The sequence below is a fragment of the Campylobacter novaezeelandiae genome (assembly GCF_018968685.1).
Taxonomy (GTDB): Bacteria; Campylobacterota; Campylobacteria; order Campylobacterales; family Campylobacteraceae; genus Campylobacter_D; species Campylobacter_D novaezeelandiae.
The window spans coordinates 1239164-1263307 of the sequence record NZ_CP076657.1; the positions used below are offsets into that span (position 1 = coordinate 1239164).

Sequence of the window (24144 nt, forward strand, 5' to 3'; positions counted from 1 at the left end):
ACTTAAATAAAGGTTTGATTATGAAAAAAATTTTATTAACTTGTGTTTTTTTATCAAATATTTTATATGCTAATGTTATCAATGCAATTTCTATTATAGTAGATAAAGAGCCCATTACACTTTATGAAATAGAACAAACTATGAAAAAATTAAATATCCCTAGAAATCAAGCTTTAATCATCTTAGTCAATGAAAAAATCGAACAGGCCCAAATCAAAAAATTTGGTATTACTATCAATGAAATCGATCTTGAAAATAGCATTGATAAAATGCTAGCGCAAAATCATCTAAGTCTTGAGCAATTTAAAAAAGAATTAAAAAATAAAAATCAAAATTTTGAAACTTTTAAACAAGATTTTAAAAAAGATTTGGAAAAAAGAAAACTTTATGAACAAATTTTAACAATGAGTAAAATAGACTATAGCGAAGAAGGGGCAAAGAAATTTTTTGAAACAAATAAGAGTGATTTTTCGATTTTTAGCGAGATTGATGTAAATATTTATAATTCAAATGATCCAAAAATTTTAGAAGATATTAAAAAATCTCATAAAATTCTTTTTAAAAGAAAACAAGCTCATTTAAATTTAAATAATACTGATCCGCGTTTATTGGTTCTTTTATCACAGGTTAATATCAATGACTTTTCTCCTGTTTTAAATTCAAAAAATGGCTATGAACTTTACGAAGTTAAGGATAAAAGAGGAGAACAAACTCCTGATTTTGATGAAGTTAAAAATGAAGTTTTAAACGCTTATATCAATAAACAAAAACAAAATTTCATACAAGATTATTTTGAAAAATTACGTTCAAAAGCCAATATAGAGTATATAAGATAAATAAAAAATTTATCTTATAGTTGATTTAAATTATTTCAAGAACTTTTTTAGCTACTTCAAGTCCTGAAGCAGGATTTTGCCCAGTAACAACTCTTTCATCACTTACAGCAAAGGCACTCCAATTAGCTCCTTTAACATAATGCGCTTCTCTTTCTTTCATGGCATCTTCAGGCAAGAAAGGTACAAATGGACTAAGACCTGCTTGTTGTTCTTCTTCATTTGAAAAGCCTGTTACTTTTTTATCTTTAATTAAATATTCACCATTGCTTAATTTAATATTTAATAATCCTACCACTCCATGACAAACCCCAGAAACAACCCCACCATTTTCATAAATTTCTTTTGAAATTGTTTGAAGTTCCTCATTATCAGGAAAATCCCAAAGTACACCATGCCCACCTGCATAATAAATTACTTCATAATCTTTTGCATTAATTTCTTTTGGACTTTTAGTTTGTGCTAATTTATTCATAAATTTAGCATCTGTATAATACTTCCAATCAAGCTCACTCATATTTTGAGCTTCTAGGCTATGAGGATCATTAGTAATCATGCCTCCGTTTGGACTTACATAATCAATTTCATAACCTTTTTTATAAAAAGGCTCTACAAAATGAACAACCTCAGAAAACCATAATCCAGTAGCTCTTGTTGTTGTTGGATATTTTGTTACATTAGTAATAACAACAAGAATTTTTTTCATTTTTTCTCCTTTAATAAAATAAAAATTTAATGCCTTGAAAGATAATTTGTATCGTAATTATTATTAATAAAATCGGAATTATCCATCATAGCAATATGAAAATCTTTAGTTGTTTTAATGCCTTGCACCACAAGCTCATTTAAAGCCACTTTCATTTTAGTAATCGCTCTGTGTCTATCCTCTGCCCATACAACAAGTTTTCCTATCATAGAATCATAATAAGGTGGCACAGAATAATCTTGATAACAATGACTTTCCATTCTTACATTTCTACCTGCTGGGGGAATGTATTTAGTAATTTTTCCTGGACTTGGTAAAAAAGTTTTAGAATCTTCAGCTGTGATTCTACACTCTATAGAGTGTCCTTTTAATTTTATACTTTCTTGAGAAGGTAAAGCATAGCCTTCGGCTACTTTAATCATTTGCTCAATAATATCAATACCGCTTACCATTTCGCTTACACAATGCTCCACTTGCAAACGTGTATTCATTTCAATAAAATAAAAATCCAAATTTTTATCCACTAAAAATTCAAAAGTTCCAGCCCCTTCATATCCTATAGCTTTAGCTGCCCTTATAGCTGTTTCGTGCAATCTTTTACGCGTGCTATCATCAAGAAGTATAGCAGGGGACTCTTCTATAAGTTTTTGATGGCGTCTTTGCATAGAACAATCTCTTTCGCCTATATGGATCACATTGCCAAAACTATCTCCTATCACTTGCACTTCAATATGACGTGGATTTTGTATATATTTTTCCATATACATTGTTCCATCACCAAATGCTGTCATAGCTTCACTTTCAGCAGACCAGTAGGCTTTTTCTAAATCTTTTTCGCTTTCTACAACCCTCATACCACGTCCGCCACCACCAGCTGCAGCTTTTAAAATAACAGGATAGCCTATTTCATTTGCAAGTTTTTTAGCCGCTTCTATACCTTGTAATGCTCCATCGCTTCCAGGAATTACAGGCACATTGGCTCTTTTCATTACTTGTTTGGCCTTGCTTTTATCACTCATTAAAGTCATAGCTTCGATTGAAGGACCTATAAATTTAATATTGTGTTTAGCACAAATCTCAACAAAATTTTGATTTTCACTTAAAAAACCATATCCTGGAAAAATAGCATCAACCTCAGCAATTTCAGCAGCTGTTATAATAGCAGGGATATTAAGATAACTCTCAGAACTTCTTGCTTTTCCTATGCAAATACTTGCATCGGCATATTTTAAATAAAGTGCATCTTTATCGGCTTCAGAATATACACAAATTACCCTTTTTCCCATTTCTTTAATCGTTCTTAAAGCTCTTAGGGCTATTTCTCCACGATTAGCAATTAAAATACTTTTAATTTCCATTAAAGTTTCTCCACGGCAAATAATGGCATTCCAAATTCAACTGGTTGTCCATCTGCAACAAGGATTTCGCTAATACGACAATCAAATTCTGCTTCAATTTCATTCATAATTTTCATTGCCTCAATAATAGCTATTGTATCGCCCTTTTTAACGCTTGTTCCAACTTTTACAAAAGGATTAGCTCCTGGGCTTGGGGCTTGATAATAAGTTCCTACCATAGGACTATTGATAGTTAAACTATCTGATTTTGAACTTACACTTGGCTTAGCCTCATTAACGACATTAACATTAATTGGTTGTGGAGCTGGTGTTGTAGGACATACAGGAGCTGGAATATCACAACATATATCTCTTTGAAGTTCAATTTCAAAACCATCTTGTTCTTTAATTTTTATTTTAGTGATATTGGTTTCAGCAAATAAATTTACTAAATCTTTAATTTCCTCTTTTGTCATAATTTTTCTCCTATTCTTTAATCAAGAACTTAAATTTGGCATTATATAAAAACTTACAAAAATTTAATATTAAAGTATTTTAATTAAAATACCAAATATCTTAATTAAACCAAAATATACTAAGGTATAATAATCAAAATTAATAAATATAAAGGTATAAAATGGGCTTAAAAGCTGATAATTGGATTAGAAAAATGGCAAAAGAAAATGAAATGATTTCTCCATTTTGTGAAGCAAATATAGGAAAAGGAGTTGTTAGTTATGGGCTCTCAAGTTATGGTTATGATATACGTGTAGGTCGTGAATTTAAAATCTTTACCAATGTTAATTCTACTGTTGTTGATCCAAAAAATTTTGTAGAAGAAAATGTGGTTGATTTTATAGGAGATGTATGTATAGTTCCTGCAAATTCTTTTGCATTAGCAAGAACAATTGAGTATTTTAAAATGCCTGATAATGTTTTGGCTATATGTCTTGGAAAAAGCACTTATGCAAGATGTGGAATAATAGTCAATGTTACTCCATTTGAACCTGGGTTTGAAGGGCATATAACTATTGAAATTTCAAATACTACCCCACTTCCAGCTAAAATTTATGCCAATGAAGGTATAGCACAAGTATTATTCTTTCAAGGCGATGAATACTGTGATACAACCTATAAAGATAAAAAAGGAAAATATCAAGCTCAAACAGGTATAACCTTACCAAGAATTTTAAAATAAGGGGTATTAATGAATATTAAAAGATACTTTTCCTTGCCAATTTCATTTTTTGGGGCTGTTATGGGGCTTAGTGCTATTTCCTTAGCTTGGTTTTTAGCATATAAAATCATTTATTTTGCACATCTTAATGATACTCTTGTTAAAATAAGTCAAATTTTTTATACTTTTTTTGCACTTTTGGCTTTATTGGTTTTTATTTTCTTATTTTTTATTTTTATTTTTAAAAGCATAATGAATTTTGAAAATATAAAAAGTGAATTTCACAACCCAATCACCAAAGTTTTTTTTGGAACTTTTTGTATCTCTTGTTTGCTTTTACCTATGATATTATCAATACTTTTACAAACTTTTCATTATGAAAGCAATATAATCAAAACTTTTGGTTTAATCTTATGGACATTTGGGGTGATACTAATGTTTGGTTTTAGCTTGTATATTATAAATACTTGGCTTTATCATAAACATGAACTTATCCATATCACTCCAGCTTGGATTATCCCTGTAGTTGGTTTATTGGATATTCCTTTAGCTTTGCCTTATATTTTTAATACAAATTTATATATTTTTAAATATTTAACAATGCTTTGTATTGGAACGGGTCTTCTTTTTGCTTTGATCTTAATCCCCTTGATCTTAGCTAGAATTATTTTTTTTCAAAAACTCCCCGATAAACTTGCTCCAACACTTTTGATTTTAATAGCTCCTTTTAGCGTTGGATTTAGTACCTATACAACTATTTTCAATATTGATGATTTTGCAATAATATTATTTTTAATAGGAGGATTTTTATTTTTATCGCTTTTGCCTCAAATTTTTAAAGCTTATAAGTGTTGTCCTTTTAAAATCACTTGGTGGGCTATAAGTTTTCCACTGGCAACTTTAAATATTAGCTACTTAAAGATTATTGCTAATTCTTTAAAAAATATAAATACAATTAATTTTAATAGTCTTTATGGAATTTTTATTATCCTAGCTTTTGGATTTTTAATTTTTACAACTTTAGTTTTTTTATGGCTTATTTTAAGAACGAGTAAAGGAATTTTTTCAAAAGAAATTGAAAATTTAAGTTAAAATAAAACAATGGAACAGCTTTTGCTAAATATTTTTTAAAAAAATAAAAGGAAATTTTATGTTCAATGGTAAAAATATCCTTATTACAGGTGGAACTGGCAGCTTTGGCAAAACCTATACCAAAATTTTATTACAAAATTACAAACCTAATAAAATTATTATTTATTCAAGAGATGAATTAAAACAATTTGAAATGGCAAATATTTTTAATGACTCTTGTATGAGATATTTTATAGGAGATGTTCGCGATAAAGAAAGACTTAGCACTGCTATGAGAGGTGTAGATTTTGTAATCCACGCAGCTGCAATGAAGCATGTTCCTGTGGCTGAGTATAATCCTATGGAATGCATCAAAACCAATATACACGGAGCCCAAAATGTTATTGATGCGTGTTTTGAAAATCAAGTTGAAAAGTGTATAGCGCTTTCAACTGATAAAGCTTGTAATCCTGTAAATTTATACGGAGCAACCAAACTAGCTAGTGATAAACTTTTTGTAGCAGCAAATAATATAGCCGGAAATAATCAAACAAGATTTAGCGTTGCAAGATATGGAAATGTGGTAGGTTCAAGAGGTTCTGTTGTGCCATTTTTCAAAAAATTAATCAAAGAAGGTGCTAAAGAACTTCCTATCACAGATACTAGAATGACAAGATTTTGGATTTCTTTAGAAGATGGAGTTAAATTTGTACTTAGTAATTTTGAAAAAATGCACGGAGGAGAAATTTTTATCCCTAAAATTCCATCAATGAAAATCACTGATCTTGCCCATGCCTTAGCTCCGAATTTAAAACATAAAATTATCGGCATAAGAGCTGGAGAAAAACTTCATGAGATAATGATCTCAAGTGATGATAGTCATTTAACTTATGAATTTGATGATTATTATGCTATTAGTCCTAGTATTAAATTTACTAATACTCATAATGATTTTAGTATAAATGCGTTAAATCAAAAAGGTAAAAAAGTAAAAGATGGTTTTTCTTATAGTTCTGATAATAATCCAAATTGGGTAAGCGAAAAAGAACTTTTAAATATAATAAGTCATACTGAGGAGTTTTAATGCTAACTTATTCTCATCAAAACATCGATCAAAGTGATATAGAAGTTGTTTTAAAAGCTTTAAAAGATGAAATTTTAACAGGGGGTAAAAAAGTAGAAGAATTTGAAAAAAGTCTTTGCGAATATGTAGGAGTAAAATATGCTTGTGTATTAAATTCAGCTACTTCAGCCCTTCATCTTGCCTATAAAATTTTAAACCTTAAAGACAAAATCGTTCTTAGCACCCCTTTAACTTTCGCAGCTACTTCAAATACAGCTTTAATGGTAGGAGCAAAGGTTGAATTTATAGATATTAAAAGTGATGGAAATATTGATGAGAATAAATTAGAAGCTAGATTAAAAAAAGATAGTAAAAATATAGGAGCTATTTGCGTGGTTGATTTTGGGGGCAATAGCGTTGAGATGGATGAAATTTTATATCTTTCTAAAAAATATAATATTCCCTTAATCGATGATGCAAGCCACGCTCTAGGGGCAAATTATAAAGATAAAAAAGTAGGATCAATGGCAGATTTAAATGTATTTTCCTTTCATCCTGTAAAACCTATAACTACTTTTGAGGGCGGAGCTTTACTTAGCAATAATGAAGATTTTATTAAACAGGCAAAACTTTTAAGATCTCATGGGATAGAGAAAAAAAGACTTTGGGATAGTGATATGTATGAGCTTGGATATAATTATCGCTTAAGCGATGTTGCTTGTGCTTTAGGGATTAATCAACTTAAAAAACTTGATATCAATTTAGAAAAAAGAGAGAAAATTGCTAGGTTTTATGATGAAGAATTTAAAAACAATCCTTATTTTTCTACTATAAAAATTAAAGATTATAAAAAAAGTTCAAGGCATTTATACCCTATTTTACTTTTTCCAGAATTTCACTGTAAAAAAGAAGAAATTTTTAAAGCTTTAATTGATAGAAAAATAGGAGTTCAAGTGCACTATAAACCCACTTATGAATTTAGTTTTTATAAAAATTTAATGGGAAATATAAGATTAGAAAATGCTGATCATTTTTATAGAGCTGAACTTAGTATTCCTTGTCATCAAGAAATGAGTTTAGAAGATGCAAAATTTGTAAAAGAAAACTTATTTGAAATTTTAGAACAAGTAAAAAAGGCTTATTGTGAATAAATTTGACTTTAGACATAAAAATTTTATACAAAATGGTATCTTAATGTATAATCTGGCTAAAAAGCTTTTTCCAATTTGTAGAAGTATCATTGGAAAAGGTTTTAGAACAAGTTTAAAAATTCTAAACTATGAACTTACAAAAAACTTTATACAGCCAAATAAATTACAACAACTAGCTGGGGGGGGGGGATTTGAGATTTATTCCATTAAAAGTGGAACAAAAGTATATGATTGGGTCATTCCACCTGAATGGCATATCAAAGATGCTTTCATAATAGATCCAAACGGTAAAAAAATTTGTGATTTTAAAAAAAATAATCTACATGTTTTAAACTATAGCATAGCAGTTGATAAAAAACTAGATCTTGAAGAATTGCAAAATCATTTATACTCTTTAGAAGATATTCCTGATGCTATTCCTTATGTTACGAGTTATTATAAAAAAAGATGGGGATTTTGCATTACTCATAATGAAAGAAAAGAGTTAAAAAAAGGAACATATAGAGTTTTTATTGATTCAAAGCATGATGAAAATGGGGTTTTAAATTATGCAGATTTTATTATCCCTAGTACGAAAAAAATAAAAGATGAAATTTTAATCTCTACCTATCTTTGTCATCCTTCTATGGCAAATAACGAGCTAAGTGGGCCTGTGGTGGCTCTATTTTTAATCAAATGGCTTTTAAATCTTAAAGAAAGAAAATATAATTACCGCTTTGTTATCGTGCCTGAAACTATAGGAAGTATAACTTATATCAATAAAAATTTAAAAGCTTTACAAAAAAATGTAAAGGCTGGATTTGTCCTTTCGTGCGTAGGAGATGATCTTTCTTATTCACTTATTCATACCCCAAATGCAAATACTCTTTCAGATAAAGTTGCATTACATACCTTAAAAAATAAAACTAATTTTAAAGAATTTAGCTTTTTAAAGAGAGGTTCTGATGAAAGACAATACAATTCTCCTTTAGTAAATTTAGGGATTGTTGGAATTTGTCGCACAAGATATGGGGATTATAAATTTTATCATACTTCAAAAGATGATCTTGATTTTATAAGCCCTAAAGGTTTATTGGGAGGACTTAAGGCTATGCAAGAAATCATTTTAAATTTGGAAAATAATGCTATTTATAAAAATACTACTTTTTGCGAACCAAATCTTGGAAAAAGAGGTCTTTATCACACTTTAAGTTCTATCAATGATATCCCTCTTGCCTGTAATTTTCTAGCTTTTCTTGATGGAAAAAAAGATATTTTAGATATAGCAGAAATCTTAAATTTACAAGGCTATGAACTTAAAGACTTAGTGCAAAAACTTTTAGAATTTAAGCTTTTAGAATGTGTAAACTAAGTCCTTGATTTTGCTTGATATCTTTAGATATCACTTCATAAGCTTTTTCAAGATTGATGATCTTGATACAAATTTCATCAAAAAAAACTACTTTCATAACACTTTTTTCTAAAAAAAGCTCTTCTAAGGGATAAATATAAGTTAAAACATTATTGGCTCTTACAAACATATCATATGTTTTAAGTTCTTTGTAACCTTTTTCATCAATATAAAAAGATGTAAAACTTTTATTATATCTATAACTAACTTTAAAACATTGTTCTACATAATGAACAAAAGTAAAAGAATCCTGCAAGGGCAAATCAACAATAATCATCTTAGCTTTATTTTTATAAAAAAAATCAAAAGGAGAGTTTTCATCAAAAGCTCCCTTATTATCAAGCTTAATTAAATCTTTTTGAAAATTATTTGCAACCATAAAAGAATAAATAGGATGTTTTGTGCGTTTAAATTCTGCTCTTTTTAAAGCTATATTTGCCAAAGCCCCTGTTTGTGATTTTGAATTTAAAATATCATAGCTTAAGCCTTTACAAAAGTCCCAATTAAAGCTTTGTATTGCTAATCCCCCCCCCCTAGTCTGTTTTAAAAAAATATCAAGAAAAATATTTAAATTTTCTCTTGCATTACCCTTTAGCTTATAAAGCAAACGTGTTAAATTTCCTGTAAATAATATATAATCCTTTTCTCTTATATCAAATTTCTTAAAAAAATCTTCTATCATTAATACAACCTTAAAAATTAAGTTTATTTTAAATAAAGAATATTATATAATAGTTTTGACATATTGATAAATTAAACTCATACCATAAGATTTATTTCATTCTTTAAAGAAATTTATCATCGCCATAAAACTTAACTTATTTTTACTCACGCTAGCAATAAAACCTTATATTAATTTTTAAAATTATGTATTTTTTTAGATATAATTAAACAAAAAATATAATGTTAAAAAGGAGAAAATTTGAAAGCTTTTTTACATATAGGAACAACTAATACAGGAAATCAAGAAAAGCAAGGTTTTTTAGCAAAAAATTTTAACAAACTTTTAAACCAAGGATTTTTGTATCCAAAAAGTCTAAGAGTGGCCAATAGACATTGGGCTTTAGTAGATATGGTTTTAGAATTAATTGAAGATAAAAATTTAAGCCTTACCTCCCCCCAGCAAGTATTAAAAGCTTTAAAAAATCCTCGTCTTTTACAAACTATAGAAGATTTTAAAAAAGAAAAAGAACTTCACAAAGATAAAACTTTTATTTTTTCTGTTGAAGGGTGTGTTTGGGAATTTTCTTCAAAAAGACATATAGAAATTTTACATGCGATTTTAAAGGCTTTAGGATTTAGTGAAATCAAACTTATGGTTTATTTTAGAGATACTTTAGATTATTTAAATTCTCATTGCTCTCAAGATTTGAAAAACAATTTGGGCTATTATTCAGGTGATTTTAAGCCACAAGATCATCCTAGAAAATATATTTTTGATTATAAATGGATTTGTGAAAATTATACTGAAGTTTTTGGAGAAAATAGTTTAATTGTAAGATTATTAAGAGAAGATTACGTTGGAGGAACTTTGCTTAAGGATTTTACTTATCATTTAGGCATTAAATGGGACGAAACTTTTGATTTAGAACAAAAAAGAAACGAAAGTTTTAATCTTTTGGGTATGGAAATTCAAAAAAGATTAAATGAAAAAGACTTAAATGGACAAAATTTTAATTCTCTTTTAAGCATTTCTAGAAAACACTTTGAAGGTACAAAAGAGCCAAGACTTAAATTTAAAGTTCAAAAAGAACTTGCCAAAGCTTATGTTGATTATTTTGCTAGCTCCAATGAATGGGTAAGAGCTAAATATTTTCCTCATAAAAAAAGTTTATTTACCCCTATAAATTGGGATGATTATAAAGAAAATGCCACTTTAAAAGACACTAAAGAAGAAGATTGGGATAAAATTGTAGACTTTTTTGCAGAAGTAATTGTCTCAAAAAATATTATTATTCAGAACTTGAAAAATTGCAATAAAAATTAATTTTTCATTGCAATTTCAAGCATATTTTTGATTGCTTTAAAATTTTCAAAATTTTCAGGTTTAATAAAACTTGCATCGAGTGGTTTTCCATAGTATTTTTCAATTTCTGCCACTAAAGCCATAATATCTATACTATCTATAAGATCATCACTAATTAAATTCTCTGTATTTTCATCAATGTCTGTTCTTTCTATACTAAGAAAAAATTGCTTAATTATTTGCATTTTTACTCCTTAAAATTAATTTTGTATTATACTTAATTTATATAAATATTAAGATTTTAAAAAATAAATACGTTTATATTTATTTAAAGTAAAAATAAAATTCAATTTTTATAAAAAAATATTATGCTTTTGACTTTTAATTAAAAAAATCATTTTATAGTTTTATTTATCACAAGTTTAAAATTAACTAAATTTTCCTAAAAATCTATAACAAATAAGGGTTTTATTCTCAAGAGAATACTAAAATTTTAATATCTTAAAACTTTATAAACCATATATTAATCAACTAAATTTAAGATATCTATAAAATTATAATTCTTATTTCAAAACAATGGTAAATTGGAATTTAATTATATAAATTTACCATATCTTAAAATTCTTAATTTTAAATAGTTTATACTGATATTTTCTTAATATTACAACAAAAAATAAGCAATTTACAAAATGATAATTTTTAATATTTTTCACTAATTTTTGCAAAAAACTTTATTTTTTGAGCTTATTTTATACATTTCCATCTTTGTATTAACTTACTAAAATTTTTAGAATTTGCATAAATTTCTCATAAAAAAGATAATAAAAATTTAAAAAATTATTTTATATTTTTAATAAAATAAAACTTTTTAAAAATTACAGTCAATTAGTTTTGACTATTTCTTAACAATATTATATTTTATTACCATTCTATGCATTTAAATAATAAAGTCAATATACTAAAATTTACAACACTTAATACTATATCTTGTTCTAAATGAAGCTTTAAACTATCTTTATTATATTCATAAAATAAAATATTTAAATTTTGATTAAAAAGTTTGATTTTTGCTTTAGGAATATTACTTAATATACCACAATCCATAGCTCTTAAAAAACAATCGATTTTTGATTTTTCCCAAGAAAGCTCCAAAAAACCTCCATTGGGCAAATCTTTCTTTAAGTAAATCCCCCCCCCCGTTAAACATTCATCTTGTTTTTTATAATTTTTATTTTTTAAATTTTCTAAGGCCTTTTTAAAAACATTAATAGCAAGATTGTGCTGAACTCTTAATAAATTAAGAGCTGTGATTTTTTTATCAAGTTCAATTTCTTCTTGTATTAAAATATCTCCTGTATCTATATTTTTATCTACTTTATGCCAAGTAATACCTGTTTTTAACTCTTCTTTATAAATCGCCCAAACATGAGCATTAACTCCTCTATAATAAGGAAGTAAAGAATTGTGATAATTAATAATAGTATTATTTTCTACACACAATGGCTTAAAAATATAAAAATTATTCGCACTAATAATTAAAGATTTTTTTAAAGAATTAAAAAAACTATCTAAAAAACTCGTTTCTTTAAAAATTACCAATCTAACCTCTTGATTAAAGAAAAGCTCAGCTATTTTTTGGCATTCTTTTGCTACTTTTCCCTCACCTATAATAAAAATATTTTCATATTTCATTAAAAATTCCTATAATACATAAGCTTAATATCATTAAATTAAAATCCAACTCTTTGATAAAATTTAATCATTATTGCAATCTACAAAAAGTCTAAAAATATTATAGTTTAAATTATTTAAAAAATAATGATTAAGTAGAGCAAAAGAAACATTTTTGTGGACTAAATTTGATTTTATAGCAATAAATTCTAAAAAAGCTGATTTAAAAAATGCGTATATAATAAAGCATCTTTAATCTTATGATTTTCTTTATAAACTAAGATATTATCAATGTATTTATTTAATTCTTTATTATAGATAAAAAGATAATTAGCATCAAAAAATTCACTAAAAAATTTAAAAAGTTCTTCTTCATCACCCAATTAGGGAGGGGTTAAGTTTTTTGCCTTTAAACTCATTTGGGAAAAATTTTGATGAATTTTAAAATGATTTGCTCTAAAAAGTATTGGTATTTTGAAAAAGAAAACTCATTTTTTCTTAAAATTCCAATAAAACTTAGTTTTAAAGAAAAATCTTTAATCTCATTGACAAAAAATAAAGCCTAGAGTTTTCATAGAAAAAATAATTATCTCTTTCTTATATAAATGTTAAATTTTTTGTATTTTTCTTGTAATTTATCTAGACTCTCATAATAATTACTCAGTAAAAAACCTTTATATAAGCCTTTTTAAATTCTTTAAATAAACTCATTTAAAACTATTCTATCAATCTTGCCATTTTGATTGAGTTTAAAACTATCTAATCTTATAAAACGTTTAGGTATCATATAAGCATTTAATTTATCTTTTAAAAAAGTTTTTAAATCAAGTTCTTTTTTACTTTCATAAAAACAAATAATCTCATCTTTAAAAATACAAGCAGTATTTTTAATCTCTAAATGAGAATTAATTACACTTTCTATCTCTCCTAGTTCTATTCTATGTCCCATATATTTTATTTGATTATCTTTTCTTCCAAAACACAAAAGTTCGCCAAACTCATTATAAGCTACAATATCCCCTGTTTTATAAAGTAAATCTAAATAATTATTATGCAAAGGATTTTGTATAAAAGCCTTTTTTGTTTTTTCGCTATCATTATAATAGCCTAATGATAAACAAGTTCCTCTTATATAGAGTTCTCCTTTGATACCTACTTCTTTAGGACTAATAAAATTCATATTTTCATCAAAGACTAAAAGCTCGGTATTTTTGCAAGCTTTACCAATGGGTAAAATATCTTCATCTTTAAATTCTCTCTCAACCTTATGAAAAGAACAAACATCAGTAATTTCAGTAGGCCCATAAAGATTAAAAAATTCTGTATTTGGTAAAGTTTTTCTCCAAAAATTAAGTTGTTTATTTGGCATAATTTCGCCACAAAAAAGAACTTTTTTAAGATAAAGTTTAAAATCTTTTAAAGCATTGGTATTGGCAAAATAAATAAGCACCGAAGGCACCCAAAAAATCATATTTATTTTTTTCTCTTCTAAATAAGATAAAATTTTATTTGGAAAAGCAAAAAGATGATTAGGCAATAAATGAAGTGTTGCCCCTACTTTAACGCTTGAAAATATATCTAAAATACTATTATCAAAATAAAACGGAGCCTGATTAGCCAGAATCTCATGTTCGCTTAAGTTAAAAGTTTCACACACCCAAAAAGTATAATCAATCACACTTTTATGAGAAATACAAACACCTTTTGGCACTCCTGTACTCCCACTTGTAAAAAAAACATATAATAAATTTGTATCTATATGCCTTTCCTTAACTTCTTCTAATAAAGCTTCATCTATATCAAAATTTACAAAATCTTCTGTATAAAGTGTTGGTAAATTAAAATCAAATTTTAAATTTTTTGAAGTGATTAATAATTTTGGTTTTAAAATATTTATTACTTTTTCTATGCGTTCTTTTGGAGTTTTTTCATCTAAAAGAGTATAAAAATTCCCACTTAAACTCACACCAAAAAAACTTATAAGACAATCAATACTTTTAGGCAAAAGAATTAAAATAGAATTTTGTGTATAAGAATCATTTAAATCTTTAGCAATTTTACTTGCAAGTTTTTTGCTTAAAATGTTGAATTCCTTATAATTTATACTTTTAAAATTTGAACCAAAAGCATCTACAAAAGCTAATTTTTCAGGAAATTTTAAAACACTTTTTTCTAAAAAATCATAAATACTTCTAACCATATAAACACCTTTAAAAAATTTTTATTATAATACTAAAAAACTAAAAAGATTTACCATGCTAATAAATAAATTTTATGAAATAAATTCTTGTGATGATGTTGAACTTAATATAAAAAGAGAAAGTAAGCTTGAGTATAGAATTACTTTTGATGATAGTAAAGATTTAAAAGCTATAGTTTTTATTATAGGTGGCTTAGGCTCTAATACCAACATTTCTTTTTTAGATTTTGATAGAGAATATTTAGCTAAAAATTTTGATGTAGTAGTAGTTAATGTTTTTTATCATTGTTTTTGTATGAGAAAAAGTTTAGATGAAAAATATAGTGCGATTAAAGTTTTTTTGCCTCAAGATATTCAAAGATTAAAACAAAATTTGGAGAATTTCGGTTTAAATATTAAAAATATTGATGCACAAAATGCTCCTTTATACGCTAATGCTTTAGTAGAACATATACAAGAACTAAAAAATCAAAACAAACTTGATAAAAACTATAAAGCCATTTTTACTTCAACCTTTATCCCACCAAATAATGACTATCAAAACTATGGTATTATGGCAGCAATTGATCATATCAATGCTTTAAAAGATATAGTTAAAAACTATCCTGAATTTAAAAATTTGCCTAAAATTTATGGGGGGGGGTCTTATGGTGGATACTTATCCTTGCTTATAGCTAAGATTGCTCCTTGGTATGTTGATGGGGTGGTTGATAATTCAGGTTCAGCTTTGCCACCTTTAAAGCGTATTTTAGCAAGGGAGATGAATTTATGTGAATATTATGAAGAATTTCCCCATAATATCATAGAATTTTTTCTTAAAAATCATTGGAATAGAGATATTAACTCGCCTTTTTATTTTGATGATGAAAACTATATGATTCGTTCAATTTTAAATTCAAATCATCTTTTAATCCAGCAAAAATTAAATCCTAATATCATTTATATTTCTTATCATAGTAGCAAAGATAGCGATCCAGCAAGTTATAAAATAGAACTTCATAAAATCTATAAAAACCTAGGCTTTGATTCTACTTTACATTTAATAGAAAGTGAAGATCAAATTGATGGAAAATTAGTTAAAAGTTTAGAACATGGTTTAAGAATGACTGATAAGGCTTTATTTAGACAAGAATTACCTATAGTATTAGAAAAATTAAAAAATAGAAATTCTTTTATGAAAGAAAATTCTATTTCTTATCCTTGTAAAAATAAAGTTTTTACTTTTAAAGATAAAGAGGATAAATTTGTTTTGGAAATTAAATAAGTGGGTTTGTTAAATTTTTAGTTTTTTTAAATAAAAAACTTACTCTAAAATCTTTATAAAGCTTTTTAATTCATTAAAATCAAGTTTTAATTTTAAAATATTAAAAACAATTCCTGTTCCAAAAGAACCTAAGCACAAATTCTTAATCCCCCCCCCCCTTCGCTGATTGTTTTTGTAAATAAATAAGATCTAAAACAAGTTTATTGATCAGAGTATCTCCATATTCTCTTAGGCTATCTGTGAGGGGTATTAAAAAAAGAACATGTAGCTATCTCTAAATAATTTTAGCAAAAATCCCCAGCAAAATACATTAATATCAAAACATAAAGTGCGATTATCTAATTTTAAATTTTTATGAATCAAACTAGAACAAGACGGAGCTAGAAAGTCAGGAGTAAAACTTGCAAAAATTAGTGCATCGATTTCATCTTTTTTAATCAAATTTTGATTTAGTAATTCTTCTAAAGCCTTACTCGCTAAATCACTTGCATAGGTATTTTCATCGCTTATAAAGGATTTAATATACCACTGTTTTGTTGTAAAATTTTAAATTTATTTTCACTTAAACCAATATAGCTAAGTTGTTCTTGCTGGGTACGAAAATTTTTAGGTAAAACTACGCTTATGGCTTTTATAGAGTGATTGTTAATTGTTAATTTCATTTATAACCTTTAATTTTATTATTACAAAAATATCATTTAATCTAAAAATCTAATTTTTAATTTCCAAAACAAATTTATCCTCTTTATCTTTAAAAGTAAAAACTTTATTTTTACAAGGATAAGAAATAGAATTTTCTTTCATAAAAGAATTTCTATTTTTTAATTTTTCTAATACTATAGGTAATTCTTGTCTAAATAAAGCCTTATCAGTCATTCTTAAACCATGTTCTAAACTTTTAACTAATTTTCCATCAATTTGATCTTCACTTTCTATTAAATGTAAAGTAGAATCAAAGCCTAGGTTTTTATAGATTTTATGAAGTTCTATTTTATCTTTAGCAGGAGCACCAAAATCTTTTGCGCTATGGTAGTGAATATAGATTATATTAGAATTTAATTCTTTTTGAATTTGAATGTGTCTTTGATTTAAAATAGATCTAATTATATAATTATCATCATCTAGATAAAAAGGAGAATTTATATTACGTGTCCAATATTTTTTTACATAACAATTTAAATTTACATTTTCTCCACTAAATACAAATTCTGCAATTTCAGTCTCTCTTCCTAAAATATGTGGAATAAAAGGCATAGTGATCGCAGAATTATCAACCACCCCATCAACATACCAAGGAGCAATCTTAGCTATAAGCAAGGATAAGTATCCACCATAAGACCCCCCCCCATAAATTTTAGGCAAATTTTTAAATTCAGGATAGTTTTTAACTATATCTTTTAAAGCATTGATATGATCAATTGCTGCCATAATACCATAGTTTTGATAGTCATTATTTGGTGGGATAAAATCACAATTAAAATAAGCTTTAATATCTTTTTCAATGATTTTTTCTTCTTTTAATTTTTTAATATGTTCTTCTATAGTAGGATAAAGAAGATTATAATAATTTTTCTCATCTGCTATAATATGTGATAAACCTATATTAGATAAAAGTTTTTGTATTTGATGTAAATCTTGTTCATTAGGCACAATTTTTGGATTGTATTTTTCATTTATACTTTTTCTTGCACAAAAACAATGATAAAAAACATTAACCACTACTACATCAAAATTTTTAGCTAAATATTCTCTATCAAAATCTAAAAAAGAAATGTTGGTATTAGAGCCTAAGCCACCTATAATAAAAACTATAGCTTTTAAATCTTTACTATCATCAAAAGTAATTCTATACTCAAGCTTACTTTCTCTTTTTATATTAAGTTCAACATCATCACAAGAATTTATTTCATAAAATTTATTTATTAGCACTCATTTCTCCTAATAAAACATAAACCTTACTAGCAATATTTTTGAAATTTTCATTTTTACTTAAACTAACACAAGCTTTATCCTTAGAATTAGAAGTAAAATCTGCATTTTCTAAAGCCTCTAAAGAAGAAGTATTGGCTACATTTTCTATGAGATTTTTTATAGTATCATTGCTTGCAATTCCCATTAAAGTAAAATTTAGCTTATCAATAAAAATGAGTTTGATACATTTATCATCATTACCAACTTTAAAAAAAACTTCTTTAGTACCGCTAATCTGACTTAAATCTACATTTTGAATTTCTTTTACATTGCTCATTGCTCTAAGGGTAGAAAGTTTATCATTTTTTAAAGCATAAATACTCAAATCATTAATTAAAATTTTAAGATTATTTAAAGATTTACTGAGCTCTGCTTCATCTTTACTGATGTTTAATTTTGGCAAAGCAATAGCTGCTAAAATTCCTAAAATAATAATTACAAAAATAAGCTCTAAAATAGTAAAAGCTTTTTTCATTTTATTTCCTTAAATTTTTGAAAAATTAAGTGACTTTGGACTTAAAATTTCTTGTTCAATATTTACAAAATCTTTATTTTTATAAGCATCTATAGCTGCTCTTGCTATCATTAAAGCATTATCAGAGCAATAAGCAAGAGGAGCTAGATACAACTTAGTATTATATTTTTCGCATAATTTTTCTACTTGAGAGCGTAAATTCAAATTTGCACTAGCACCCCCAACAATACCAAAAAATTTAAAAGAATATTTTTTAAAAATCTTTTCTAATTTATCTAATATATGCAAACAAGCGGCATTTTCAAAGGCATAAGCAATCTCAGCTTTTATACCCTCATCTAAATTTTTATATTTTAATATCTCAAGTCTTACTTGATTTTTAAGCCCTGAAAAACTATAGTTCAAATCCTTTGAATGCAACATAGGCACAGAAAAATTTAAATTTTTATGAACTGCTTTTTTAGCCAGATTTTCAATCTCAACTCCACCAGGATAAGATAAATTCATCATTTTTGCTACTTTATCAAAACTTTCCCCAAAACTATCATCACAAGTTCTTGCTATGATATTTAAATTTTTATTTTTATCAAGATTTATTACCATAGTATGACCACCACTTACAAGCAAAATACCCATATCAAGCAAAAGTTCTTGTTCTAAAAATAAAGAATAAATATGCCCTTTTAAATGGTTGATTGCAATCAAAGGAATATTAAGACTTAAAGATAAAATTTTTGCCATAGTAATACCATTTATCAAACTTACACTAAGCCCAGGTTCATTAGTTACAGCTATAGCACAAAGCCTATCAAAATAAATTTTACATTGTTCTAAGATATTTGGCAAAGCTGCATTGTGAAGTCTTGCAGCAAGCTCTGGTACTACTCCACCATATTTGCAATGTTCTTTTTCTTGAGAAATTTTTTTATAAAAAATACATTTAAAATTATCTTTATTTATAATTGCTATAGAGCTATCATCACAAGAACTTTCTATAGCTAAAATAAGATTTTTCATTCAAACTCCACTAAAATAGAACCTAAAAATTTATCTTTTTTACTTGCTGATTTTAAAATTTGCATATTTGGAATTTTAACATTTTTAATAAGCTTATCTTTTTCATTTTGTTTTAAAAATTGTTCTTGTAAATTAGCTCCTCTTAGCTCGTAAAATTCAACACGATAAATTTTTCCATTCCTATCTAAAGAATATTCTTTTTGCATATTTTTTTTATAAATTACTATATTACTCTCATCTTTTGAATGATCAAAACCTATCACATTTGCACGAACATTTTGCATCTTTGGTATTAAAAAATTATCTTTTATTTTTATTTTTTCACCAAAAGAATATGTTTGAGTTTTATTTTGATCAACAATAATTTCTACCTTATTAAAGGCATCGCTAAATTCAAAATATTCTGGATAAATTCTCGTTTGAAATCTATTCCCGTATTGGATAAAAAATGAATTATTTTCAGCAATAACTGCTGTGAGTTCATTACTAGCATTATATGTTAAATCCTTATTAACCGGAAAGGGCAAAAATTTAATCACTTTTCTAGGATTTTCAAGCCATAGTAAAATTTTATCATTGAAAAGTTTTACTTCAATTTCTTTATTAATTGCCTTATAAACACCTTCTGGGGTTAATTCAAAATTTCTACTAAATTCAATCCCTGCTGTTTTTAAATAATTTTCTACAGCCAAAAGATGGTAATACGCCCTTAAATGAACTGCTAAATTTTTACTTGCTTCATTGGCAAATGCGGCCTTATGATGTGATATAACAAAATACGTTAAAGCTTTTAGCATTTGAGTATCACCAGATTCTCTTGTTTTAGTATTTTTTAAAAAATATTCATGTTTTGGATCAACCAAATAAGAATTTACTTGATTAATGGTTTGAGTGGCTATATTCTCAAGATCATTGTATTTACTTGCATTAATTTCACTTGTATCTATAACGCTTGAATTACCCCAACGATTAGGATTTTTTAACGAATTTATATAAGTTGGATGATAAAAACCCCAGCCATCATGTAAATTGATAACCATACCTACTTCAGGTCTTAAAATCAATTCTTTAATACGTTTAATGGTATTAAAATCAGGATCTTTTGGACTAATATTTGCAAATTTTCTATTTAAATCTCCGTTGGTTCCTCTGCTTCTTTTAATAATACTATCAAAAGCAAGATTTGGAGCAACTATAATCTTACCTTTGGTAATATTGTAATCACTTAACAATAAACTTGCTGCATGAAATCCTCCTGGCTCATCTCCTTGGATTCCTCCAAAAATCAAAACCGTATTATTATCATCTAAACTTCTACCATTTTCTCCTACGCTAAATTCAAGATTGTAAGCAAAAATTTGTGTTAAAAAAATAAAAAAAACCAATAAATATTTCATTTTACCCCGTTATTTTAAATAATATCTCACTCTTTTATCGTATTCAAAAATATCCTCAATGCTTGAAATTTTTGGATATCCAAAATGATTTAGAACTTTAAAAATATTTTTTGAAATATCCAAGAAACTGCATTCTTGATTTAAAAATTTTTTTACCATAATCTCATTTGCCCTATTAATTAAAACTCCAATTTGAGGATGGCTTAAAAATTCATCTTTTAATGCAAAAATAGGATATTTTTTAATGCTTATTTTATAAAATCTCAAACTTGGTAATTTAGTAAAATCTATAGCTTTTAAAATTTTATATTGGTTATTTTTAAAAAGAGCTTGAGAAATGGCTAATTTCATATCAGCATAAGAAAAATACGCTGTACTAGTACCATCTTTAAATTCACACATAGCGTGGATTAAAGATTTTGGCTCAATGAGTGCATCAATATTTTTAGTATTAAATAAATAATAAGCCTCTATAATTTCAAAAAGTTTATTGACCATGGTGGCACTATCAATGGTAATTTTTGCTCCCATATTCCAATTTGGATGTTTTAGCGCATCTTGAGCTTTCATTTTGGATAAATCTTTAATTTTATTCTTCCAAAACGCTCCCCCGCTAGCTGTAATAAAAAGTTTATTAATATTTTTTTGATTTTTTATTAAAAAATTTAAAGCACAATGTTCACTATCAATAGGTCTAATCTTAGCTCCCTTTAAAAACTCTCCAGCTATAACTAAACTTTCTTTATTGGCTAAAGCGATTTCTTTTCCAAGTTCTTTTGCCTTTAAAGAACTTCTTAAGCCATCAAAACCTACAATAGCATTAACAAACAATTTATCTTCACATTCTTCAAGAATTTTTTCCAACCCTTCTTGAGAGCTAAAAACATTTTTATGATTGACATAAGATTTATTTTTTGGATTTTTAATACAAACAAATTTAGGTTTAAATTCAGCAATTTGTTCATTTAATAATTTAATATTATCCCCACAAGCTAAAGCTGAAACAGGAATTTTATAGCGTTTAGCTAATCTTAAAGTATTAACCCCTATACTTCCTGTGCTACCATAAAGAATCATAAAAGAACAACCATTACAAAAGAAGCAATTATTATAGCATCAATTCTATCTAAAATTCCCCCATGGCCTGGAATTAAATCTCCACTATCTTTTATCCCTGCATCTCTTTTAAAATAACTTTCAATCAAATCTCCAATTACAGCAAAAATCGAAGCAAAAAAAGAACAAATTAAACTTAACCAAAAATCATAAACGAAGATTCCCATTAAAGTTCCTATCAAAGCACCAAAAATAATTCCTCCTATAACTCCTTCTAAAGTTTTTTTTGGACTCGTTGCTGAAAAAGGTGTTTTTCCTATAAGTTTTCCAATAAAATATGCCATGCTATCACAACTTGCAACAATTAAAATAAGCCAACACAAAGCAAACATTCCAAAACTTAAATACACCTGCCATAGTGCTAAAATAGGTAAAGTAGGATAAAGATAAATAAAAGATAATTTTAAATTTTCAGCTTTTTTATATACTAAATATCCAACAATCAACAAAAAGGCCAAAATTCCAAACAATAAAGCTTCTTTTGTTAAACTTCCCACAATAAAAGTAATAAAAACTGGAATGATTGAAGCATTTTCTAATTTAAAAAGATTTTTTGCTTCATAAAATGCAAAATATAATAAAGCTGCAAAAACAATAAAATTTATAACAAATTGGTTGATTAAAGCAACAATTGCTATTGCTATAATCATTATAAAAGCTGAAATTATTCTCGTTTTATCAAACATTTTTTTTCCTAAATACTCATATCTAAATGATGAATATTTTTTTGTTGTTCTTCACTTTGTTCTTCTTCATCATTTTCCTTATCTTTTTGATTATTTTTAAACTTTTTTTTCTTTTTTTCTTTTTCATCTTGAGAACGTTCTTTAACTTCTTGACTAATCTCTTTTGTTTCGTTTACCTTTTCAAGTTTATCAATTGTTTTTTCTTTATCTTTAAACTCATTCATATTTGCAATAGACGCAAAACCTTCTTTAGCTAATTCATTGCTTGTTTGAGTTGCTGGATAAGTCATATTTTGATTGATAAAATTCATATTACCTATAGGAGAGACTGGCATTTTACTCCTTTATTATTTTAATACTCTTAAAATTTATATAATTTACAAAAGCTTTTTCTTTAACTTTAACAAAATTTCTCTTTGTATAATCGACTATATAAGCACCTGACTTTAAATTTGAAAAATTCACACAAAGTTTTGCCGCAAATTCTACCACTTCTTCATTTATTTTTTGTTTATTTGAAGTAATAAAAACATGTGCACTAGAGAAATCTTTAACATGAAACCATAAATCTTCTTTTTTTGCATTTTTAAGTAAATATTCATTACCTCTTTCATTTTTTCCAACACTAATCTTAAATTCATTAAAATAAAAATCTATAATATTAGAATCTTTTTGTATTTTCTTATTTTCATTTAATTTTTTCTTTGGAAATAAAAGTTCTAATTCAAAAAGATCTTTAGCTTTTTCTAAAAGTTTATAAAGTTTTTCATAAAAATAAAGTTTTTCTAAAAGATTACTTCTTTCAATACTTATATTTTTAGCCCTTTGTTTGAGCTTTTTTGATTTTTTATAAAAAATATTTGCACTTTGTTTTGGATTGCAATCTAGATCGAAAAATATAGTTTTGCCATAAAAATCTTTAAGTTCAAATTTTCTTTCATATTCTTTTAAATTATTTAAATTTGCAAATAAAACATCTGCTCTAAAACTATAATCTTCAGCTTCTTTTAATAAATCATCTTCCTTTTCTAAAGAGGATAAATATTTTTTTATCGTTTGCATTTTTTTATTAAGAGTATTTAATTTTATATTTTTACATTCTTCTAATCTTTTTTGATATAAATTGTCAAATTGTTCTTGAAAATACTTTTTAAAATCTTTAATTTCTTTGTATTCTTCTTTAATTTCATAAGGTTTTAAATTTTCTAATTTTAAATTAGGTTTTATAGGACGAAAACTTTTATCAATGTGTCTTAAAGCTTCTATAATTATATTGTTATAATCTGTAATAATAACATTCGTATTTCTACCTGTAAATTCAAAATAAATTTTATTTTGATAATTTTTATAAGACTTTTGATTTTCTGTATAAAAGCACAAAATACGATTATTTTCTAAAACCTCGATATCCTTAATATAAGCATTATTAAAATATTTTTTAAGCATAAAATCAAAAGGAGCATTATAAGTTTTTACAGTAATTTTAGCCTGATAAATAGCGCTTAAAGATCTATTTAGATCTATAATAAATTTTTGTCTATCTAAGCTTAATTCTAAGATATTATCATCAATGCGTCTTATAAAATCAATTTTCTTAAAGTCAGTAAAAAAATTTTTAATTTGCAAAAGCTCGTTATATTTCATATCTAATTA

At 26.1% G+C, this 24144-nt stretch carries 26 protein-coding genes; 8 read left to right on the forward strand and 18 right to left on the reverse strand.

The annotated features are described in order from the left end of the window. The first annotated feature begins 20 nt into the window (after nt 1-20). The gene (locus CNZW441b_RS06285) at nt 21-836 is read left to right on the forward strand and encodes a peptidylprolyl isomerase (protein ID WP_131186707.1); all 816 of its coding nucleotides are present in this window, start codon (nt 21-23) and stop codon (nt 834-836) included. Nucleotides 837-861: 25 nt separating this feature from the next. Here CNZW441b_RS06285 and CNZW441b_RS06290 read toward each other — a convergent pair whose 3' ends face one another. The 3 genes from CNZW441b_RS06290 to accB are packed head-to-tail and all read right to left on the reverse strand — an operon-like array spanning nt 862 to nt 3352. After that, entirely contained in the window at nt 862-1539 is a 678-nt protein-coding gene (locus CNZW441b_RS06290; RefSeq protein ID WP_216681317.1) for a type 1 glutamine amidotransferase domain-containing protein, read from the reverse strand. A 26-nt stretch (nt 1540-1565) separates the two neighbouring features. Beyond that, nucleotides 1566-2897: an acetyl-CoA carboxylase biotin carboxylase subunit gene (locus CNZW441b_RS06295; RefSeq protein WP_216681318.1), complete on the reverse strand. Its 1332-nt coding sequence runs from the start codon at nt 2895-2897 to the stop codon at nt 1566-1568. Beyond that, entirely contained in the window at nt 2897-3352 is a 456-nt protein-coding gene (gene accB, locus CNZW441b_RS06300) for an acetyl-CoA carboxylase biotin carboxyl carrier protein (protein ID WP_131186710.1), read from the reverse strand. The genes CNZW441b_RS06295 and accB overlap by 1 nt, the downstream gene beginning before the upstream one ends. A gap of 161 nt (nt 3353-3513) precedes the next feature. Between accB and dcd the strand changes: the two genes are divergently transcribed. From dcd to CNZW441b_RS06325, 5 genes are read left to right on the forward strand one after another with little or no spacing between them, the layout of a single operon-like run. Beyond that, nucleotides 3514-4074 (forward strand): dCTP deaminase, encoded by a 561-nt coding sequence (gene dcd, locus CNZW441b_RS06305; RefSeq protein WP_131186711.1) that lies wholly within the window; start codon nt 3514-3516, stop codon nt 4072-4074. Between the two features lie 9 nt (nt 4075-4083). Next, entirely contained in the window at nt 4084-5145 is a 1062-nt protein-coding gene (locus tag CNZW441b_RS06310; protein WP_216681319.1) for an SLAC1 family transporter, read from the forward strand. Nucleotides 5146-5203: 58 nt separating this feature from the next. Continuing rightward, a complete protein-coding gene (gene pseB, locus CNZW441b_RS06315; protein WP_131186713.1) occupies nt 5204-6208 on the forward strand; it encodes a UDP-N-acetylglucosamine 4,6-dehydratase (inverting) in 1005 nt (334 codons plus the stop codon). Beyond that, nucleotides 6208-7338 carry a UDP-4-amino-4,6-dideoxy-N-acetyl-beta-L-altrosamine transaminase gene (gene pseC / locus CNZW441b_RS06320; RefSeq protein WP_216681320.1) on the forward strand — a complete coding sequence of 377 codons (1131 nt, stop codon included), beginning with the start codon at nt 6208-6210 and terminating at the stop codon, nt 7336-7338. Before pseB ends, pseC begins: the two co-directional genes overlap by 1 nt. Then, entirely contained in the window at nt 7331-8689 is a 1359-nt protein-coding gene (locus CNZW441b_RS06325) for a DUF4910 domain-containing protein (RefSeq protein ID WP_216681321.1), read from the forward strand. Before pseC ends, CNZW441b_RS06325 begins: the two co-directional genes overlap by 8 nt. Here the strand turns inward: CNZW441b_RS06325 and CNZW441b_RS06330 are convergent. Beyond that, nucleotides 8664-9410, reverse strand: coding sequence for an AAC(3) family N-acetyltransferase (locus CNZW441b_RS06330; protein WP_216681322.1), 747 nt, complete (start codon nt 9408-9410; stop codon nt 8664-8666). The two genes, CNZW441b_RS06325 and CNZW441b_RS06330, sit on opposite strands and share 26 nt — an antisense overlap. 240 nt (nt 9411-9650) lie before the next feature. On the opposite strand from CNZW441b_RS06330, the gene CNZW441b_RS06335 reads away from it, so the two are divergent. After that, the gene (locus CNZW441b_RS06335) at nt 9651-10715 is read left to right on the forward strand and encodes an acyl carrier protein (RefSeq protein WP_131186715.1); all 1065 of its coding nucleotides are present in this window, start codon (nt 9651-9653) and stop codon (nt 10713-10715) included. Here CNZW441b_RS06335 and CNZW441b_RS06340 read toward each other — a convergent pair. The 4 genes from CNZW441b_RS06340 to CNZW441b_RS06355 form a co-directional block, all read right to left on the reverse strand. After that, entirely contained in the window at nt 10712-10939 is a 228-nt protein-coding gene (locus CNZW441b_RS06340; protein WP_216681323.1) for a phosphopantetheine-binding protein, read from the reverse strand. The two genes, CNZW441b_RS06335 and CNZW441b_RS06340, sit on opposite strands and share 4 nt — an antisense overlap. 676 nt (nt 10940-11615) lie before the next feature. Continuing rightward, on the reverse strand, nt 11616-12386 hold the full coding sequence (locus CNZW441b_RS06345) for a formyltransferase family protein (protein ID WP_216681324.1): 771 nt from the start codon (nt 12384-12386) through the stop codon (nt 11616-11618). 188 nt (nt 12387-12574) lie between these two features. Further along, nucleotides 12575-12748 (reverse strand): hypothetical protein, encoded by a 174-nt coding sequence (locus CNZW441b_RS06350; RefSeq protein WP_166683081.1) that lies wholly within the window; start codon nt 12746-12748, stop codon nt 12575-12577. Nucleotides 12749-13062: 314 nt separating this feature from the next. After that, nucleotides 13063-14565 (reverse strand): amino acid adenylation domain-containing protein, encoded by a 1503-nt coding sequence (locus tag CNZW441b_RS06355; protein ID WP_216681325.1) that lies wholly within the window; start codon nt 14563-14565, stop codon nt 13063-13065. A 55-nt stretch (nt 14566-14620) separates the two neighbouring features. Here CNZW441b_RS06355 and CNZW441b_RS06360 point away from each other — a divergent pair, with 55 nt between their 5' ends. Continuing rightward, on the forward strand, nt 14621-15829 hold the full coding sequence (locus CNZW441b_RS06360; protein WP_131163889.1) for a DUF2920 family protein: 1209 nt from the start codon (nt 14621-14623) through the stop codon (nt 15827-15829). Nucleotides 15830-16078: 249 nt separating this feature from the next. Here CNZW441b_RS06360 and CNZW441b_RS08155 read toward each other — a convergent pair whose 3' ends face one another. The 10 genes from CNZW441b_RS08155 to CNZW441b_RS06405 all read right to left on the reverse strand — a co-directional run bounded on the left by CNZW441b_RS08155 (nt 16079) and on the right by CNZW441b_RS06405 (nt 24135). Beyond that, nucleotides 16079-16270, reverse strand: coding sequence for a hypothetical protein (locus CNZW441b_RS08155; protein WP_244985434.1), 192 nt, complete (start codon nt 16268-16270; stop codon nt 16079-16081). Between the two features lie 65 nt (nt 16271-16335). Next, nucleotides 16336-16491 carry a hypothetical protein gene (locus tag CNZW441b_RS08160; RefSeq protein ID WP_244985435.1) on the reverse strand — a complete coding sequence of 52 codons (156 nt, stop codon included), beginning with the start codon at nt 16489-16491 and terminating at the stop codon, nt 16336-16338. A 49-nt stretch (nt 16492-16540) separates the two neighbouring features. Next, the gene (locus CNZW441b_RS06370; protein ID WP_216681326.1) at nt 16541-17758 is read right to left on the reverse strand and encodes a DUF2920 family protein; all 1218 of its coding nucleotides are present in this window, start codon (nt 17756-17758) and stop codon (nt 16541-16543) included. Continuing rightward, entirely contained in the window at nt 17745-18275 is a 531-nt protein-coding gene (locus CNZW441b_RS06375) for a prepilin-type N-terminal cleavage/methylation domain-containing protein (protein ID WP_216681327.1), read from the reverse strand. Before CNZW441b_RS06375 ends, CNZW441b_RS06370 begins: the two co-directional genes overlap by 14 nt. A gap of 9 nt (nt 18276-18284) precedes the next feature. Beyond that, a complete protein-coding gene (gene tsaD / locus CNZW441b_RS06380) occupies nt 18285-19292 on the reverse strand; it encodes a tRNA (adenosine(37)-N6)-threonylcarbamoyltransferase complex transferase subunit TsaD (RefSeq protein ID WP_131186722.1) in 1008 nt (335 codons plus the stop codon). Continuing rightward, nucleotides 19289-20689: a peptidoglycan D,L-carboxypeptidase Pgp1 gene (gene pgp1, locus CNZW441b_RS06385; protein WP_131186723.1), complete on the reverse strand. Its 1401-nt coding sequence runs from the start codon at nt 20687-20689 to the stop codon at nt 19289-19291. Before pgp1 ends, tsaD begins: the two co-directional genes overlap by 4 nt. Before the next feature lie 9 nt (nt 20690-20698). Continuing rightward, complete coding sequence (dxr, locus tag CNZW441b_RS06390) at nt 20699-21766, reverse strand: 1-deoxy-D-xylulose-5-phosphate reductoisomerase (protein WP_131186724.1); 1068 nt, start codon at nt 21764-21766, stop codon at nt 20699-20701. Continuing rightward, entirely contained in the window at nt 21763-22491 is a 729-nt protein-coding gene (locus tag CNZW441b_RS06395) for a phosphatidate cytidylyltransferase (protein WP_200218845.1), read from the reverse strand. The genes dxr and CNZW441b_RS06395 overlap by 4 nt, the downstream gene beginning before the upstream one ends. 8 nt (nt 22492-22499) lie before the next feature. Next, entirely contained in the window at nt 22500-22826 is a 327-nt protein-coding gene (locus CNZW441b_RS06400; protein ID WP_131186726.1) for a hypothetical protein, read from the reverse strand. A gap of 1 nt (nt 22827) precedes the next feature. Further along, nucleotides 22828-24135 (reverse strand): NFACT RNA binding domain-containing protein, encoded by a 1308-nt coding sequence (locus tag CNZW441b_RS06405; protein ID WP_216681328.1) that lies wholly within the window; start codon nt 24133-24135, stop codon nt 22828-22830. Nucleotides 24136-24144 lie beyond the last annotated feature (9 nt).